Origin of the sequence: Kushneria konosiri, from assembly GCF_002155145.1 — a bacterium.
GTDB lineage: Bacteria > Pseudomonadota > Gammaproteobacteria > Pseudomonadales > Halomonadaceae > Kushneria > Kushneria konosiri.
Genome location: NZ_CP021323.1, coordinates 2367392 through 2381974 on the forward strand (window position 1 = coordinate 2367392; position 14583 = coordinate 2381974).

The window sequence follows — 14583 nt, forward strand, 5'->3', positions numbered from 1 at the left end:
GTGCTTGTGGGGCTTTCTGCCACACTGAATCAGTTCTCGTGCACCGGAAAGAGACGCTGGCAGAATAACACAGGTTGGATCATGGTTCGGCTTGCCGCATAATGCCCCGCTTTATTCCGTCCGGTGCACGATCTATATGACTATATGTATAGGGAAGCAGCAATGAAAAGGAGGTCGCAATGCTCATCCTGACTCGCCGCGTGGGTGAGACACTCATGGTTGGCGATGAAATTACCGTGACCGTGCTCGGCGTCAAGGGCAATCAGGTCCGTCTGGGTGTTAATGCACCCAAAAATGTTTCCGTGCATCGTGAAGAGATTTATCAGCGCATCCAGCAGGAAAAGGATGGCAGTGACAGCGAGAACGATCCCATCTGAAGGTTACCCGTCAGCGCAGACGTCCAGCCAAATATATTGAATCATAAGATTTTTTGACTTTGGGCTGGACAGGGAATGGTAAACCAGGTAATATGCGCGCCGTACCGATCGAGGAGAGATGGCCGAGTGGCTGAAGGCGCTCCCCTGCTAAGGGAGTATAGGGTTTATAGCCCTATCGAGGGTTCGAATCCCTCTCTCTCCGCCATTATCGGTGCTGAATGTCGAAAAGCCTGCCTGAAAAGGCAAACATGACATTCAAACTGCTGTACTTTTGTTGCGCCCGTAGCTCAGCTGGATAGAGTACCTGACTACGAATCAGGTGGTCGGAGGTTCGAATCCTCCCGGGCGCGCCATCAGCATGTAGATGTAAAAACTGTTTTATTTGCGCCCGTAGCTCAGCTGGATAGAGTACCTGACTACGAATCAGGTGGTCGGAGGTTCGAATCCTCCCGGGCGCGCCAGATTTCAAAGCCCCGTCCAAAAGGACGGGGCTTTTCTGTTTTTCACACCTTTATCCTGTATCAGCCGGTTGCCGTAAGCCTGTCATGACGATGTCCTGTCCTGACAACGCGTGGCAATAAGGTGTGAGGAAAAAAATGGTCTTTGGCCGATGGCTCGTCAGGACAGTGTCGGCATATTGTTGTTCGAAGGTATCGTCTCTTCCTGCAGGGCGGCCATGAAATCATCCAGCACCGTAATGCGGCGCAGCCTTTGAAAGTGTTCGCCGGCTTCGCCGTCGTGCTGGCGCATGATGTTGAGCCACTGTTTCAAAAGTGACACCACAACCTTTGAGGGCAGGGCAGGATCGATGCGCCGGACGTAGGCGGCCAGCAGGGCGCTGCGATCCTGCCAGCGGGTGGCCGGCAGTCGCTCTCCGGTCAACTGCCAGTGTCGAATGCGTCTGGCCAGCCACGGGTCGGCAAGCGCCGCTCGGCCCAGCATGACGTCCTGACAGCCACTCGCCTCCCGGGCGCGCCAGTAGTCCTCCAGCGTCCAGATGTCGCCATTGACCACCACCGGCACATTGGCCTGCTCGCGAATTCGGCCCACCCACTCCCAATGCGCTGGCGGGCGATAGCCCTCGCGGCGGGTGCGAGCGTGCACTACCAGGCGCTGGGCGCCGCCGGTTTCGGCGGCATGGGCGCATTCCAGCGCCAGCGTCTTGTCCTCAAAGCCCAGGCGCAGTTTGGCCGTTACCGGCACACCGGTCCCCTTGAGTGCCTCGTGTACGCCCTGGGCGGCCCGATATACGCGCTCCGGCGTGCGCAGCAGTGCGGCGCCCCCGTCGTGACGATTGACCGTTTTGGCCGGGCAGCCAAAGTTCATGTCAATGACCGGTGCACCAAGATTTGCGGCCACCAGGGCATTTTCGCCGAGCTTGTCGGGCTGGGCGCCCAGCAGCTGCAGATAGACCGGTGTACCGCTGGGTGTACGGCTATCGCCTGAAAGCTCGGGACAGATGCGCTGGAAAACGCGCGGGGGGAGTCGGGCGTCGGTCACGCGCACGAATTCGGTCACGCTCCAGTCAAACCCGCCCAACTCGGTCAGCAGCTCGCGCGTAAGCGCATCAATCACGCCTTCCATGGGCGCAAGGCCGATCAGGCCTGCCTGGGGCGTATGATCAACTGTGGAAACAGGGAGGGTCGTGGCTGGCATGTCTGGAGATCCGCAATGGTCGTGACTGGCGCCGCCATCATAGGCATGTTGCCTGCAATGACAAGTGATCCCGCTTTTTTGAAGGTCAGCGCACGGCGATCACTGTAAAAATGTCCTGTCAGATTTCTTCAGTGTCAGCATCAGATCATGTCGGGTGCTGAGGAAATGATGACAAGGACAATAGAGAGTTAATACGCAAGGACGCGATCAGACTGATGGTGCTGGCGTGTCATCATGACAGCTCAGGCGCCCCTTGAGGCGTGAATTGAGTGCTTCAAGGTCGGGTGTCTGATCCATCGGCCAAGCCACGGCGAGGGTGACGCCCGAGGCGTCATGCAGTGTCTGATCGACAGGGGCGTCGTTGAGCTCTGCCCAGCGGCGCAGCTCGTGCTCCAGGGCAAAATCGGTGGTCAGCCATAGTATGCGGCGTGTGACGTAGTCCTGCGTGGGGAGCGTTTCAAGTGCCTGAAGCAGGGATTTTGAGTAGGCACGCACCAGCCCGCCGGTGCCGAGTTTGGTGCCGCCAAAATAGCGAATGATCACGGCACCGACCTGACCAAGCCCGCTGCCTTCAAGCACCTGGTACATGGGGCGACCGGCCGTGCCGCCAGGCTCCCCGTCATCGGAAAAGCCGATGGCGTTCTGCTCGTTCGGGGCGCCGGCAATAAAGGCCGAGCAATGGTGAGAGGCATCCGGATGATCAAATCGGGCCTGGTCAATCAATTGCTGGGCCTGCTCGGGGGTGGTGACATGGCCCACGCGTGCAATAAAACGACTTTTTTGTACTTCGAGGCTTTCTTCATGCCAGCGCCCCTGGTCAACGGCGGGAATCGAGTAACGCATGATCAGGCCGCTGTGACCGGGGTGCTGGCCGGGCGCCGTGCCACACCCATGACCAGCCCCAGCACCTGGATGTCGTCGTTTTTCAGATAGATGGGCGGCATGGTGGTGTTGGCGGGCTGCAGGCGTACGCCCGACTTGTCGATGTAGACCTTTTTGAGCGTGACCTCCTGATTGTTGATCAGCACCACGGCCGTTTCACCGTTTTCAGCGGATTCGAGCTTTTCGATAATGATGATGTCGCCATCATGGATGTTGCAGTCGATCATCGAGTCACCGCGCACCCGCAGGGCGTAGGTGTTGCGTCGCACCATGCGCGAGGGGATGCGCACGGTCTCATTGTCAGCGCAGGCTTCCATCGGCATGCCGGCCGAGACGGTACCGAGCAGGGGAACCTCCACCAGCTCGCTGGCGTCGATCTCCTCCCAGGCATCCTCGACCAGCGGGATGTTGGGCGTGCGGTGCAAAAAGCGTGGCTCGGTATGGGCTGACATAAGGCAACTCCCTGAAGGGGCATCCGATGGGCTGACACATGACCGGCGACACATGATGCGTCGTCGCAAGGGGCGCGTGACACGACCATCACCCGGGTGGGCGCAGGTGCGAAAGTGTCACGGGCAACCGTTCAAAGGTAACCGAAACCATACGGTGGCGGTAGTCATTGACATGGAGAAAGCGTGCCAATCGTAGTAGAGTGGCGCGCTTTGCCGCGGCGCTGTCCGGTGCCTGCGACGCCATTCTGTCGCCGCCCGGCGCCCGCCGATTGACCTGTTCCCGGAGCCCGCCACTGGAATGCGCCTGACATCGATCAAACTGGTCGGCTTCAAATCCTTTGTCGACCCGGTGACAGTCCCCTTTGATACCGACATGACCGCCATCGTCGGACCCAACGGCTGTGGCAAGTCCAACGTTATCGATGCCGTACGCTGGGTGATGGGCGAATCCTCGGCCAAATACCTGCGCGGCGAATCGATGGCCGATGTCATCTTCAACGGCTCGACCGGACGCAAGCCGGTCGGACAGGCCTCGATCGAGCTGACCTTTGACAATCGCGAAGGCAAGCTGGGCGGGGCCTGGGCGCAGTACGCCGAGATCGCCGTGCGCCGACTTGTCACCCGTGATGGTCAGTCCCAGTACTTCTTCAACGGTCAGAAATGCCGCCGTCGCGATATCGCCGATCTCTTTCTGGGTACCGGGCTCGGTCCGCGCTCCTACGCCATCATCGGTCAGGGCATGATCTCCCGGCTGGTCGAGGCGCGCCCGGAAGAGCTGCGCGCCACGCTGGAAGAGGCGGCTGGCATCTCGCGCTACAAGGAGCGTCGTCGCGAAACCGAAAATCGCATGCGGCGTACCACCGAAAATCTCGAACGTCTGGATGATCTGCGCGAAGAGCTCGACAAGCAGCTTGAGCGCCTCAAGCGTCAGGCCGAGGCCGCCAAACGCTACCGCGAGCTGAAAGGCCGTGAGCATCGCCTCAAGGGCGAGCTGGCCCTCATCCGAGCTCGCACGCTTCGTGAAAAGCAGCGCACCCGTGATACCCGGGTGCGCGAGCTTGAAAACAGCGTCGAGCGTAACGTGCTTGGCATGCGCGAAAGCGAAAACCGTCTCGAGCAGTCTCGCAGTCAGCACGACGCCCTGGCCGAAACCCTTGATACGCGTCAGCGTGCCTTTTACGACACCGGTGCGGCCATTGCACGTCTGGAGCAGCAGCTTGAAAGCGCCCGAGCGCGCGAGCAGCAAAGCGAGGCCGATATTGCCGCCATCGATCGGGACCTGACCGATCTGGCGCGTCTGGCCGGTGAAGATGACGTGCGCTATCAGAACATCACCGCGCGCCTTGACGCCCTGTCACCCGAGCTTGAAGCCGCGCGTGAGGCCTTTGAGATGGTTGAGGCCGGGCTTGAGGAAGCCGCCGAGCGCGAGCAGGCCGCGCTGGAAGCCTGGGAGGCTTTCAGCGAACAGCATCAGCAGGCCACCCGTAGCGCCGAGCGTGCTCAGAGCGACGTGCAGCGCCTTGATGGCGTGATCAATGATCTCAATACACGCATCGCTCAGCGTCAGAAACAGCGTGATGAACTGCCCGAGCAGGCCGCGCTTGTCGAAGAGCGCGAGATGGCGGCCGAGCGTCTGGCCGAACTGGACCTTGAGCTTGAGGCAGATGAAACGCGCCGGCTTGAACTCAAGCAAGGGCTGGATGACATCGAGACCCGCCTTCAAACACTTGGCGCCTCGCGCGATGAGCATCATGCCCGACGCAGTGCACTGCAGGGGGAGCGTGCCTCGCTCGACGCCCTGATTCGGGCCGCGCTCGAAAGCGGTGACGAGGCGCTGGATGCCCATCTGGACGCGTTTGATCTGGCTGGCGCGCCGCAACTGGCCGAGCGTCTTCAGGTCGAATCCGGCTGGGAGGCGGCGGTCGATGTGGTGCTCGGCCCCTGGCTGGCGGCTCGCATGACGGATGACGCGCGCGCTCGTACCGCCCTGCAGGCGCTGTCGACAGGCAGGCTGACCCTGTTCGAAGAAGGCCGTTCGTCCCCGGCACCCAAAGCCAACACGCTGGCGGCCAGAGTCACCGGGGCCGAGGCCCTGAGTGAGCTCCTGAGGCGGGTGAACACGGCCGACAGCGATGCCGATGCCTGGCAGGCGCGCGAACATCTGGAGGCCGGCCACAGCGTGATAGCGCCCTCCGGGCTCTGGCTGGGCCGGCACTGGGCGCATCGTCAGGTCAGCGATGAGCAGACCGGCAGCATCGTGGTCAATCGCCAGCGCCGTGACCGCATTGATCTGGAGCTTGGCGAGCTTGATGAACGTGTTGCCGAGGACGAGACCCGGATCGCCGCCCTTCGCGAGCAGCGCCACCGCGATGGCGAGGCGCTTGAGGCGCTTTACGCGCATCAGCGCCAGCAACAGCAGGGCCGACAGACGCTGGCGCTGGAGGTGTCTCAGCTCGCCACGCGTCTGGAGCACCTGCGCAGTCGTGACAGCGAGCTGGAAGAGGAGCTTGCGGGCCTGCGCGAGCAGCTCGAGGAACAGCGGCTTAATCTTGAGCAGGCACGCGAGCAGTGGGGTCAGGCGCTGGCGACCGTTGAGGACAACGATGCCCAGCGTCAGCAGCTCGAGCGCGCGCGCCGCGAAACCCGCGAAGCACGCGAAGCCGTCAACGCCCGTCTGGCGCCGGCGCGCGAGGCCATCAATTCGCTGGAGCTTGAGCGTCAGCGATTGAGCACGGAACGGCAGGGCATTGAAGGGCAGCGTAGTCGTGCCGGTGATCAACGCGCGCGTCTGGAAGAAAAGCGCGAGATGCTGCGAGCGCAGCGCGAAGAAGCGCTCGAGCCGCTTGAAATGCTGCGCGAGTCCCTCGATGAGTCACTGCATCAGCGCACGCGCGAGGAGCAGTTGCTCAACGAATGTCGCGATGAGGCGAGCGCCATTGGCAACACCATGCGGGAACTGGAGCAAAAGCGTCAGGGCCACGAGCGTGAACTGGAGACCCTGCGTGAACAGCTCGAGGCCGAACGCATGGATGTTCAGGCGCTGCGGCTCAAGGCTGAAGCCCAGGAGCAGCAGATCGTTGAGCTCGGGCATGACAGTGCGGCGCTCGAGGAAGGACTGGCCGCAGGCGCCAACGAGCAGGACTGGCAGGAAGCGCTTGAATCGGTCAGCGACAAGATTCGCCGGCTGGGTGCGATCAACCTGGCCGCCATCGAGGAATACGAGCAGCAGCTCGAGCGTCGTGACTATCTTCAGGGACAGCATGCCGAACTGACCGAGGCGCTGGATACCCTGAATCAGGCCATCAGAAAGATCGATCAGGAAACGCGGACACGTTTCAAGCAGGTCTTTGAAGAGGTCAACGAGCGCCTGGGTGAGCTGTTCCCGCGTGTCTTCGGCGGCGGCGCGGCCTGGCTGACGCTGACCGGTGATGATCTGCTGGAAACCGGGGTGGCCATCATGGCAACGCCGCCAGGCAAGAAAAACAGCACCATCCATCTGCTCTCCGGGGGAGAAAAGACGCTGACGGCGCTGTCTCTGGTATTTGCGATCTTCCAGCTCAATCCGGCGCCCTTTTGCATGCTGGACGAAGTGGATGCGCCGCTGGATGACGCCAACGTGGGGCGTTACGCGAAACTGGTTCGCGAGATGTCACAAAACGTGCAATTTATCTACATTACACATAACAAGATTGCCATGGAGGCAGCAGACCGCCTGATGGGCGTCACCATGCAGGAGCCGGGGGTATCCCGTCTGGTCTCGGTGGGCGTTGAAGAGGCCGCCGAACTTGTAGAAGTGTGACGTCATGGGGGAGTGCTGATGGGGCCCTGAATGCCGGGCCCTGGCAGCGGGAAGTTTCGCAGGGATATAATCGAAGGGCGATTGCGCAATGTGTGTCATTGACGTCATATTGCTGTCATCGGACGACAACCTTCATGCGTGAAAGACTTTTTTCACATCGTGAAGGACATTCGTCCATTTATTCGAAGGCGATCGCGCCATGTCCGGGGCTGACATGGTGCCAACAACAGGCATGATTACATGGAATTGAGAGAGTGGCTCATTATCCTGGGGCTGGTTCTCGTCGCCATCATTCTGGTTGACGGTGTACGGCGCCTGCAGCGGCAAAGACGCGGCCTGCGCATGGACCTTTCACGCGATATCGACAGCAGCGCGCCTGCACGCGATCCACAGGATATCGAGCGCGAGGAGCGAATGAACTGGGAGCTGCCCAATGGCGGTGCCCGGGTCGTCTCCCGGGATGAGCACGAGTTTGATGATCGCTTCGATGAGCCCGACGACGCATGGGAGCAGGAGAGCGATCGCGCTCGGCAGCGTGACATCGACCCTGCGCTTGACGAGGACATCGATGATGAGCGTGACATGCCCGCCTATCAGACCCGCGAGCGACATGGCTCGCGCGAACATGATGATCTGCAGGAGCATGAATACGACGACGAAGACATGGAGGTGCCGCCGCGCCGTCGTGACGAATTTGCTCGTCGTCTGAAATCGGCGTTTCCCTTTGGTGAAGGCAAGCGGGCATCGCGCCAGCGCCCGCCAGAGCCGCCTCAAGAAAAAACGCCTGTGATGCCCGAGCGCCCGGACGCCCGTGAGGAAGCGTTTGAGGACGACGATCCATTGTTTGCTCGCAATGATCGCCGCGACCCGCCCCCCGAAGCGTTCGACTTCGAACGTGACGAGGACATGGCATCGCGTTACGAGCCCGAGCCCGAAGAAGAAATGCCCGCTTCTCATTCACGGTTTGACAGCGCGCGCTGGGCATCGCGTCATCCGGTGCTTGAGCGCGCCGCGCGCAGCATGATTGAGGGCGAATCGGCACGCACGGCATTGAAAGACGCCGAAGAGATTGTGGTGATCAGCGTCATGTCTCGTGATGAGGACGGTTTTCACGGCCCGGACCTGCTTCAGCTGGTGCTGGCCTGTGGTCTTCGTCTTGATGACCGCGGGGTCTTTCACCGTTTTGAAACCGAATCCAGCCAGAGCCCGCTGCAGTTTTCGATGGTGAACGTCGTCAAGCCGGGTACCTTCGATCTGGAAGATATGGAGGAAGAGGCCACGCCCGGGGTGACCTTTTTGATGCCGATGCCCAGCGCCGAATCCTCGCGGGAAGCGTTCGAAGCCATGTTTGAAACCGCCATGGTGCTGGTGCGCAACCTGGGGGGCGAGCTCAAGGATGAAAATCACAGCGTCATGACCGGGCAGACCGTCGAGTTTGCCCGTCAACGCGTGCACGAGTTCGAGCGTCGCTGGCGGTTGCATCATCACCAGGCGCACTAGACGTCAATTTGTGCCGTGTGCGTGATGGGGGCCTTCGGGCCCCCTGATCATTTCAGGGCCGCCTGTCGCGTTGGTGTGGTTTTTGAAACAGGTATGACCCATGTTGCGGCCGTCGTCTTCGGCGGTCATGTCAAACGGAATAAATCACTGCCATGTGTGCAAAAAAAAGCGCTGACCCGATTGCCGAGGAGATCAGGACACTTCGTGCGCAGCTCGAAGAGGCCAACTATCGCTATTACGTCGAGGATGCGCCGGCCATTCCCGACGCCGAGTATGATCGCCTGCTGCGCCGCCTTCAGGAGATCGAGGCCGAACATCCGGAGCGGGTCACGGCGGATTCGCCCACCCAGCGCGTGGGCGCACCGCCGGCCGAGGGGTTTCCCGAAGTGCGTCACGCCGTGGCCATGCTGTCACTGGACAACGCCTTCGATGAGCAGGAGGTCCGCGCCTTTGCACGGCGAGTGGCCGAACGGCTTGAAACCGACGAGCCGTCGATTCGTTTTTGCTGCGAGCCCAAGCTGGACGGGCTGGCCGTCTCGCTGGTGTATGAAAATGGCCTGCTGGTGCAGGGGGCGACCCGAGGTGATGGGCGTACCGGTGAAGGCATTACGGCCAACCTGCGCACGCTGAAATCCATCCCGCTTCGGTTGCGGGGTGATGATCTGCCGGCATTGCTGGAAGTGCGTGGCGAGGTCTACATGAGCCACTCGGGGTTTGAGAAGCTCAATGACGATGCGCGTGCCCGGGACAGCAAGGTGTTTGCCAATCCTCGTAACGCTGCCGCCGGCAGCCTGCGACAGCTCGACCCCAATATCGCTGCGGCCCGACCGCTGGAGTTCTGCGCTTATCAGGTCGCCCGCATTGATGATGCGTGGCTAAAGCCCTGCCACTCGGCGCTGATGGCCCTGCTGCGCGATCTGGGATTTCGCACCAGCCCCGAGATTGATGTGGTTACCGGCGCTGATGGGCTGGTCGACTTCTGCGACAGAATGGGCCAGCGGCGCGAGCAGCTGGACTACGACATCGACGGTGCCGTACTCAAGGTCGATGATCTGCGTGCCCAGCGCGAACTCGGTTTTGTTTCGCGTGCGCCGCGCTGGGCAATGGCGTTCAAGTTTCCGGCCCAGGAGCAGACTACGGTCATTCGAGATGTCACCTTTCAGGTCGGACGCACCGGGCGGCTGACGCCGGTGGCCAGGCTTGAGCCCGTACAGGTAGCCGGTGTGACGGTGTCGAACGCCACACTGCACAACATGGATGAGATCGAACGCCTTGATGCTCGCATCAATGACACCGTGATCGTTCGTCGTGCCGGTGATGTCATCCCGCAGATTGTCAGCGTGGTGATGGATGCCCGCCCGGACAACGCGCAGATCATCGAGATGCCCGAGCAGTGTCCGGTATGTGATTCACGGGTGGAGCGTCTTGGTGACGAGGTGGATGCTCGCTGCTCGGGCGGGCTTTTCTGCCCGGCCCAGCGCAAGGAGGCGCTCAAGCACTTCGCCAGCCGCCGAGCGCTGGATATCGACGGGCTGGGCACCAAACTGATTGATGCGCTGGTCGAGCGGGAGTGGGTGAAAAGCCCGGCCGATCTGTTTCGCCTTGAAGCGGTGCAGCTTGCCGAGCTGCCCCGCATGGCGCAAAAGTCAGCCGATAATCTCGTGGCCTCGCTTGAGCGTTCAAGACATACCACGCTGGCCCGCTTTATCTATGCACTCGGCATTACTGAAGTCGGCGAGGCGACTGCCAATGCGCTGGTGCTGCATTTTGGCGAGCTGCAGCGGATCATGGATGCCTCAATGGAAGCGCTGGAGGCAGTGGCCGATATTGGCCCGGTGGTGGCCGGTCATATCCATACCTTCTTTGCCGAGGCGCACAATCGCGACACCATCGAGGACCTCATCCGGGTCGGCATCGACTGGGAAGAGGTCGAGGTGGGAGAACGCGAGCAGCCCCTGACCGGCCAGACCTGGGTGCTGACCGGCACGCTGGAAACGCTGACCCGTGATGAGGCGAAAGCGCGACTGGTGGCGCTGGGGGCGAAGGTCAGCGGCAGCGTCTCGAAGAAAACACACGCAGTGGTCGCCGGTGAGGCAGCCGGCAGCAAGCTGGAAAAGGCCCGTCAGCTGGGCGTTGATGTCATGGACGAGCAGGCCTTGCTGGTGTTTTTGGACCGGCATGAAAATACGTCCTCATCGGAGAGTGACTCATGAGCAGTGGAAGATTCGTGGAAGTTCCCTCGCGCATGCTGCCGGCGGATACCCTCAACCGGCTGCTTGCGGAGTTCGTCACCCGTCAGGGCTATGACACGACCGACACCGGCGAGGGCGAGCGCGGCTGGGTTGGGGAGGTCAGCGGTCAGCTCGAGCGCGGTGAGCTTTTGATCGTGCATGATCTGCAGACCGAGCTGACCGAGGTCATGACCCAGGAGCAGTGGCGCGCCTTTGGCCGCCAGGTCGCCGATGACGAAGAAGAGGGGGACTGGTAGCCGCCCGGTCACGCGCCCTTGAGAATCATGACCATCAAAAAACGCCGCTCTCATGAGAGCGGCGTTTTGTTTTCAAAACCTGACACGGTGGGGTGGCTGTCGCCGGTCAGGCAAACAGCAGCGGCACCAGCAGGCTTGAAAGCAGCAGAATCAGGGCGCCTCCCAGACGAGAAGATATCTGGGCAAAGGGCATCAACTGCATGCGGTTGGCTGCTGACAGCACCGCCACGTCACCGGTGCCGCCCATATTGGCCATGCACAGTCCGGCCGTGATGGCGGCTTCGATCGGGTAAAAGCCCACCAGACGACCCACCAGACCGGCACCGAAGGCCGCACCTGCAACGACGGCGAAGACAATCAGGACATAGGTGATGGAGATGGCATCAATGACCTGACCCAGGTCGGTGTAGGCAATGCCGATACCGAACAGCAGCGCAAAGGTCCAGTTTTTGGCCACGAAGCGAAACCACTGGGCGGCGGCGTCAGTGATGTTTTCCGGCAGCAGGCCGCTGATCTTGACCAGAGCTACCAGAATGATCATCAGGGCGTAGGGGTGCAGCGGAATCACGGTGCCCAGAATCTCACCGCTGATGTAAAAGCTCAGGGCGACAATGACGCCGATGCCCAGCTTGCCCAGATCGGGGGCTGTCTCGTGATCGTTGATTTCGACACCCGGCATCATCTGTCCGTTACCGGTCAGCGATGGGACGCGCTTGCCAAGGCCGTTGAGCAGGCCGGCAATGATGATGGCAAAAACGTTACCCAGTGCCAGCGCGGGTACCAGAATCGAAATGTAGTAGCTGGCCGGCTGACCCAGCAGCTGCTCATAGATCTGGCTCAGCGGAACGGCACCGGCGCCCATGCCGCCACCCATGATGGGCAGGGTGATCACGACTACGGCGTCCTGAGGGGAAAAGCCCAGCAGCAGACCCGCGCCCATGGCAAACAGTGCGGCAAAGAGAACCGAGCACAACAGCGGCAGGGCAAAGCGGGTGCCGACCTTGACCAGCACCTTCGAGTCCATGCCCAGAATGCTGCCGGTGATCAGCGCTGCGATATAGAAGTTAAGAAAGCCGCCGCCCTTCATGAAGTCAGTGACATTGTCGCTGACGCTTTCAGGCAGCCATTGCAGATAGACCAGCGCCGCGGCGCCGAAAATGGCCAGGATCGCGCCCCCGCCCAGGTAGCTTTTCACGATGGGCATCCGGTCGCCGATAAAGCCCAGCAGTTCCCCCAGAATCATCATGGCGGCGAGGGCGCCGATCATGCCGGTGGGAAGGGCGTCCAGCATCATGGCCGCGATCAAAACCACCAGAGCGATGCCAAACAGCGGCAGAGGCAGTCCGAAAATACGCCAGGAGGCAACGGACGTTGTGAAAGAGGGGGTGCTGTCTGCCCTCGCAGTATCTGACTGTGACATGGCAATGACCTGTTATGTGTCAATCAAAAGCGGATGGGAGAATGGACATGCGGTGTCAGGACAGCATCGCGACGAAATCGACAGGGCCCTGACAGGCTGATGCGAGGATTACGGACACGCCGTTTGTGACCAAGTTTTATGAATTAAAAAAAGGCTTTTGAAACTAATGAAAACGTGACGCCACGCTGGGTCACAAATGGATACTCTGCGAAATAGCACCAAGGTTTATTCATCCTTGGTCGTATATGGCGTGGCGCGAAACGATGAGAGATCACTAGGTTCTGGCACAATGGGCGAAACGCCATCCATTGGCCTCTGCCATGATCCAGGACAGGACATGCCGCAAAATGTGAATGAATATCCCTGGCCGCGCAAGTCGCCGGTCCGTCTGAATACTCTGGCGGCGCTGCTGGCCTTTATGACCATCCTGGCGTCACTGGTCGTGGCCTACGGTGTGTTCAGCGACCAGCTCTGGCGCGGTATTACGCGTGTTCAGCAGGATCGCGTGGTCAACGTGGCCACGACGCTGTCACGTAGTCGTGAGGTCATCGAGGCGCTGAGCCGTGACGTACCCCCTTCACCGGATTCCGATATCGAACAGCGCATGGAAACCCTGCGTGAGCTGCTCAATGTCAATTTCATCGTTATCGTGAATCCACAAAGCATTCGACTGACCCACCCCAACCGGGAATGGATCGGCCATCATTTCCGGGGCGGTGATGAGGGGCCGGCGCTTGAAGGCAAGCGTTATGCGTCGCTGGCGATCGGCACGCTGGGCACCAGCATTCGCGGCTTCTCCCCCGTGCGCAATGATGAGGGCGATATCATTGGTGCGGTCTCCGTCGGCGTGACGCTTTCACATCTGGCGCCCTTGCGGGCGGCCTCACACAAGCGGCTGCTGTTTCTCTTTCTGGCCATTCTTGCCATTGGTGGGCTGGGCTCGGCGTGGCTTGCGCGTACCATTCGTCGTCGCCTGATGGGCATGGAGCCTGACGATATCGCGCGCCTGGTAGCCGAGCGACGCGTCACGCTGGATGCCATTCATGAAGGCGTTATTGCCGTGGATGCCAGGGCTCGGGTGACGTTGATCAACCCGGCCGCACGCTCGCTTCTGGGGGATCTCAATGCGTCCAGGATTCGACTGGGCGAGAAGCTTGACGTGCTGCTGCCCCCCAGCGGCAGCGAGCATCAGGCCCTCAGTGATCGCCCCATGATCAATCGTCGCATGGCACTGGGAGGACAGTCCTTTCTGGGCAACTATCAGCCGATGCAGGCCGATGGTCGGCTGGTCGGGGCGGTCATGACCTTTCGTGACAGCCATGAAATGCAGGCGCTGGCTGAGGAGCTGACCGGCGTGCGGCGTTACGCCGAAGCGCTGCGGGCGACCACACACGAGTTCAAGAACAAGCTGCATGTCATTTTGGGGCTGGCTCAGTTGGAGGATCTGCCGGCGCTTCGAAACTATCTGCAGGAGCTGGTGGACTACCGCCATGCGGTGTCCGAGTCGATCGTTGAGCGTATCCGCGAGCCGGTGCTGGCGGGCTTTCTGATCGGCAAGCAGAGCGAGGCACGGGAGAAGGGCATCACGTTGAGCGTCGAGGCGGAAACCCCCATCCCTCAGGCCAGTGACGGCGCCACGGTGCACGCGCTGGTCAGTATCATCGGCAATCTGCTGGAAAATGCCTTTGAGGCGCTCGACACTTGCGACGACCCCTGTGTAGCCATTCACATGGCGCTGGAGTCACGCACGCTGTCACTGCAGATTCAGGACAACGGTGACGGTATTGCGCTCGAGCGCCAGACGCAGATTTTCGAACATGGGGTTTCCAGCAAGGGTGAGCGCCGCGGGCTGGGGCTCTTTCTGGTGCGCGAACAGGTCGATGCCGTCGAAGGCAGTCTGTCACTTTACTCATCGCCCGGGCAGGGCACGCTGATCGAGGTCAGCTATCCCTATGATCCTGCCAATGGTACTGCTGAGGCAGCAAACGGGCGAACACGTCAATGACCGA

The 14583-nt window shown here is 60.9% G+C and carries 10 protein-coding genes and 3 tRNA genes; 9 read left to right on the forward strand and 4 right to left on the reverse strand.

Annotated elements, in window-relative coordinates; genetic code table 11:
- The first annotated feature begins 179 nt into the window (after window positions 1–179).
- The 4 genes from csrA (at window position 180) to B9G99_RS10990 (ending at window position 838) form a co-directional block, all read left to right on the forward strand.
- Complete coding sequence (csrA, locus tag B9G99_RS10975) at window positions 180–377, forward strand: carbon storage regulator CsrA (protein ID WP_086622192.1); 198 nt, start codon at window positions 180–182, stop codon at window positions 375–377.
- A gap of 112 nt (window positions 378–489) precedes the next feature.
- Window positions 490–582, forward strand: a tRNA-Ser gene (locus tag B9G99_RS10980).
- Window positions 583–653: 71 nt separating this feature from the next.
- Window positions 654–730 (forward strand) — tRNA-Arg (locus B9G99_RS10985).
- A 31-nt stretch (window positions 731–761) separates the two neighbouring features.
- A tRNA-Arg gene (locus B9G99_RS10990) sits at window positions 762–838 on the forward strand.
- 157 nt (window positions 839–995) lie between these two features.
- On the opposite strand, the gene B9G99_RS10995 is transcribed toward B9G99_RS10990, so the two are convergent.
- The 3 genes from B9G99_RS10995 to B9G99_RS11005 form a co-directional block, all read right to left on the reverse strand.
- On the reverse strand, window positions 996–2033 hold the full coding sequence (locus B9G99_RS10995; RefSeq protein WP_227875788.1) for a tRNA dihydrouridine synthase: 1038 nt from the start codon (window positions 2031–2033) through the stop codon (window positions 996–998).
- 207 nt (window positions 2034–2240) lie between these two features.
- Window positions 2241–2876 carry an IMPACT family protein gene (locus B9G99_RS11000; protein ID WP_086622194.1) on the reverse strand — a complete coding sequence of 212 codons (636 nt, stop codon included), beginning with the start codon at window positions 2874–2876 and terminating at the stop codon, window positions 2241–2243.
- 2 nt (window positions 2877–2878) lie between these two features.
- Window positions 2879–3367: a LexA family protein gene (locus tag B9G99_RS11005; RefSeq protein WP_086622195.1), complete on the reverse strand. Its 489-nt coding sequence runs from the start codon at window positions 3365–3367 to the stop codon at window positions 2879–2881.
- A gap of 298 nt (window positions 3368–3665) precedes the next feature.
- Between B9G99_RS11005 and smc the strand changes: the two genes are divergently transcribed.
- The 4 genes from smc to B9G99_RS11025 all read left to right on the forward strand — a co-directional run bounded on the left by smc (window position 3666) and on the right by B9G99_RS11025 (window position 11154).
- Complete coding sequence (gene smc / locus B9G99_RS11010) at window positions 3666–7166, forward strand: chromosome segregation protein SMC (RefSeq protein WP_086622196.1); 3501 nt, start codon at window positions 3666–3668, stop codon at window positions 7164–7166.
- A gap of 240 nt (window positions 7167–7406) precedes the next feature.
- A complete protein-coding gene (gene zipA / locus B9G99_RS11015) occupies window positions 7407–8666 on the forward strand; it encodes a cell division protein ZipA (RefSeq protein WP_086622197.1) in 1260 nt (419 codons plus the stop codon).
- 152 nt (window positions 8667–8818) lie between these two features.
- On the forward strand, window positions 8819–10879 hold the full coding sequence (ligA, locus tag B9G99_RS11020; protein WP_086622198.1) for an NAD-dependent DNA ligase LigA: 2061 nt from the start codon (window positions 8819–8821) through the stop codon (window positions 10877–10879).
- On the forward strand, window positions 10876–11154 hold the full coding sequence (locus B9G99_RS11025) for a YheU family protein (RefSeq protein ID WP_086622199.1): 279 nt from the start codon (window positions 10876–10878) through the stop codon (window positions 11152–11154). Before ligA ends, B9G99_RS11025 begins: the two co-directional genes overlap by 4 nt.
- A gap of 106 nt (window positions 11155–11260) precedes the next feature.
- Here the strand turns inward: B9G99_RS11025 and B9G99_RS11030 are convergent, their stop codons facing one another.
- Complete coding sequence (locus B9G99_RS11030) at window positions 11261–12574, reverse strand: 2-hydroxycarboxylate transporter family protein (RefSeq protein ID WP_086622200.1); 1314 nt, start codon at window positions 12572–12574, stop codon at window positions 11261–11263.
- 337 nt (window positions 12575–12911) lie between these two features.
- On the opposite strand from B9G99_RS11030, the gene B9G99_RS11035 reads away from it, so the two are divergent.
- Window positions 12912–14579: an ATP-binding protein gene (locus B9G99_RS11035; protein WP_086622201.1), complete on the forward strand. Its 1668-nt coding sequence runs from the start codon at window positions 12912–12914 to the stop codon at window positions 14577–14579.
- Window positions 14580–14583 lie beyond the last annotated feature (4 nt).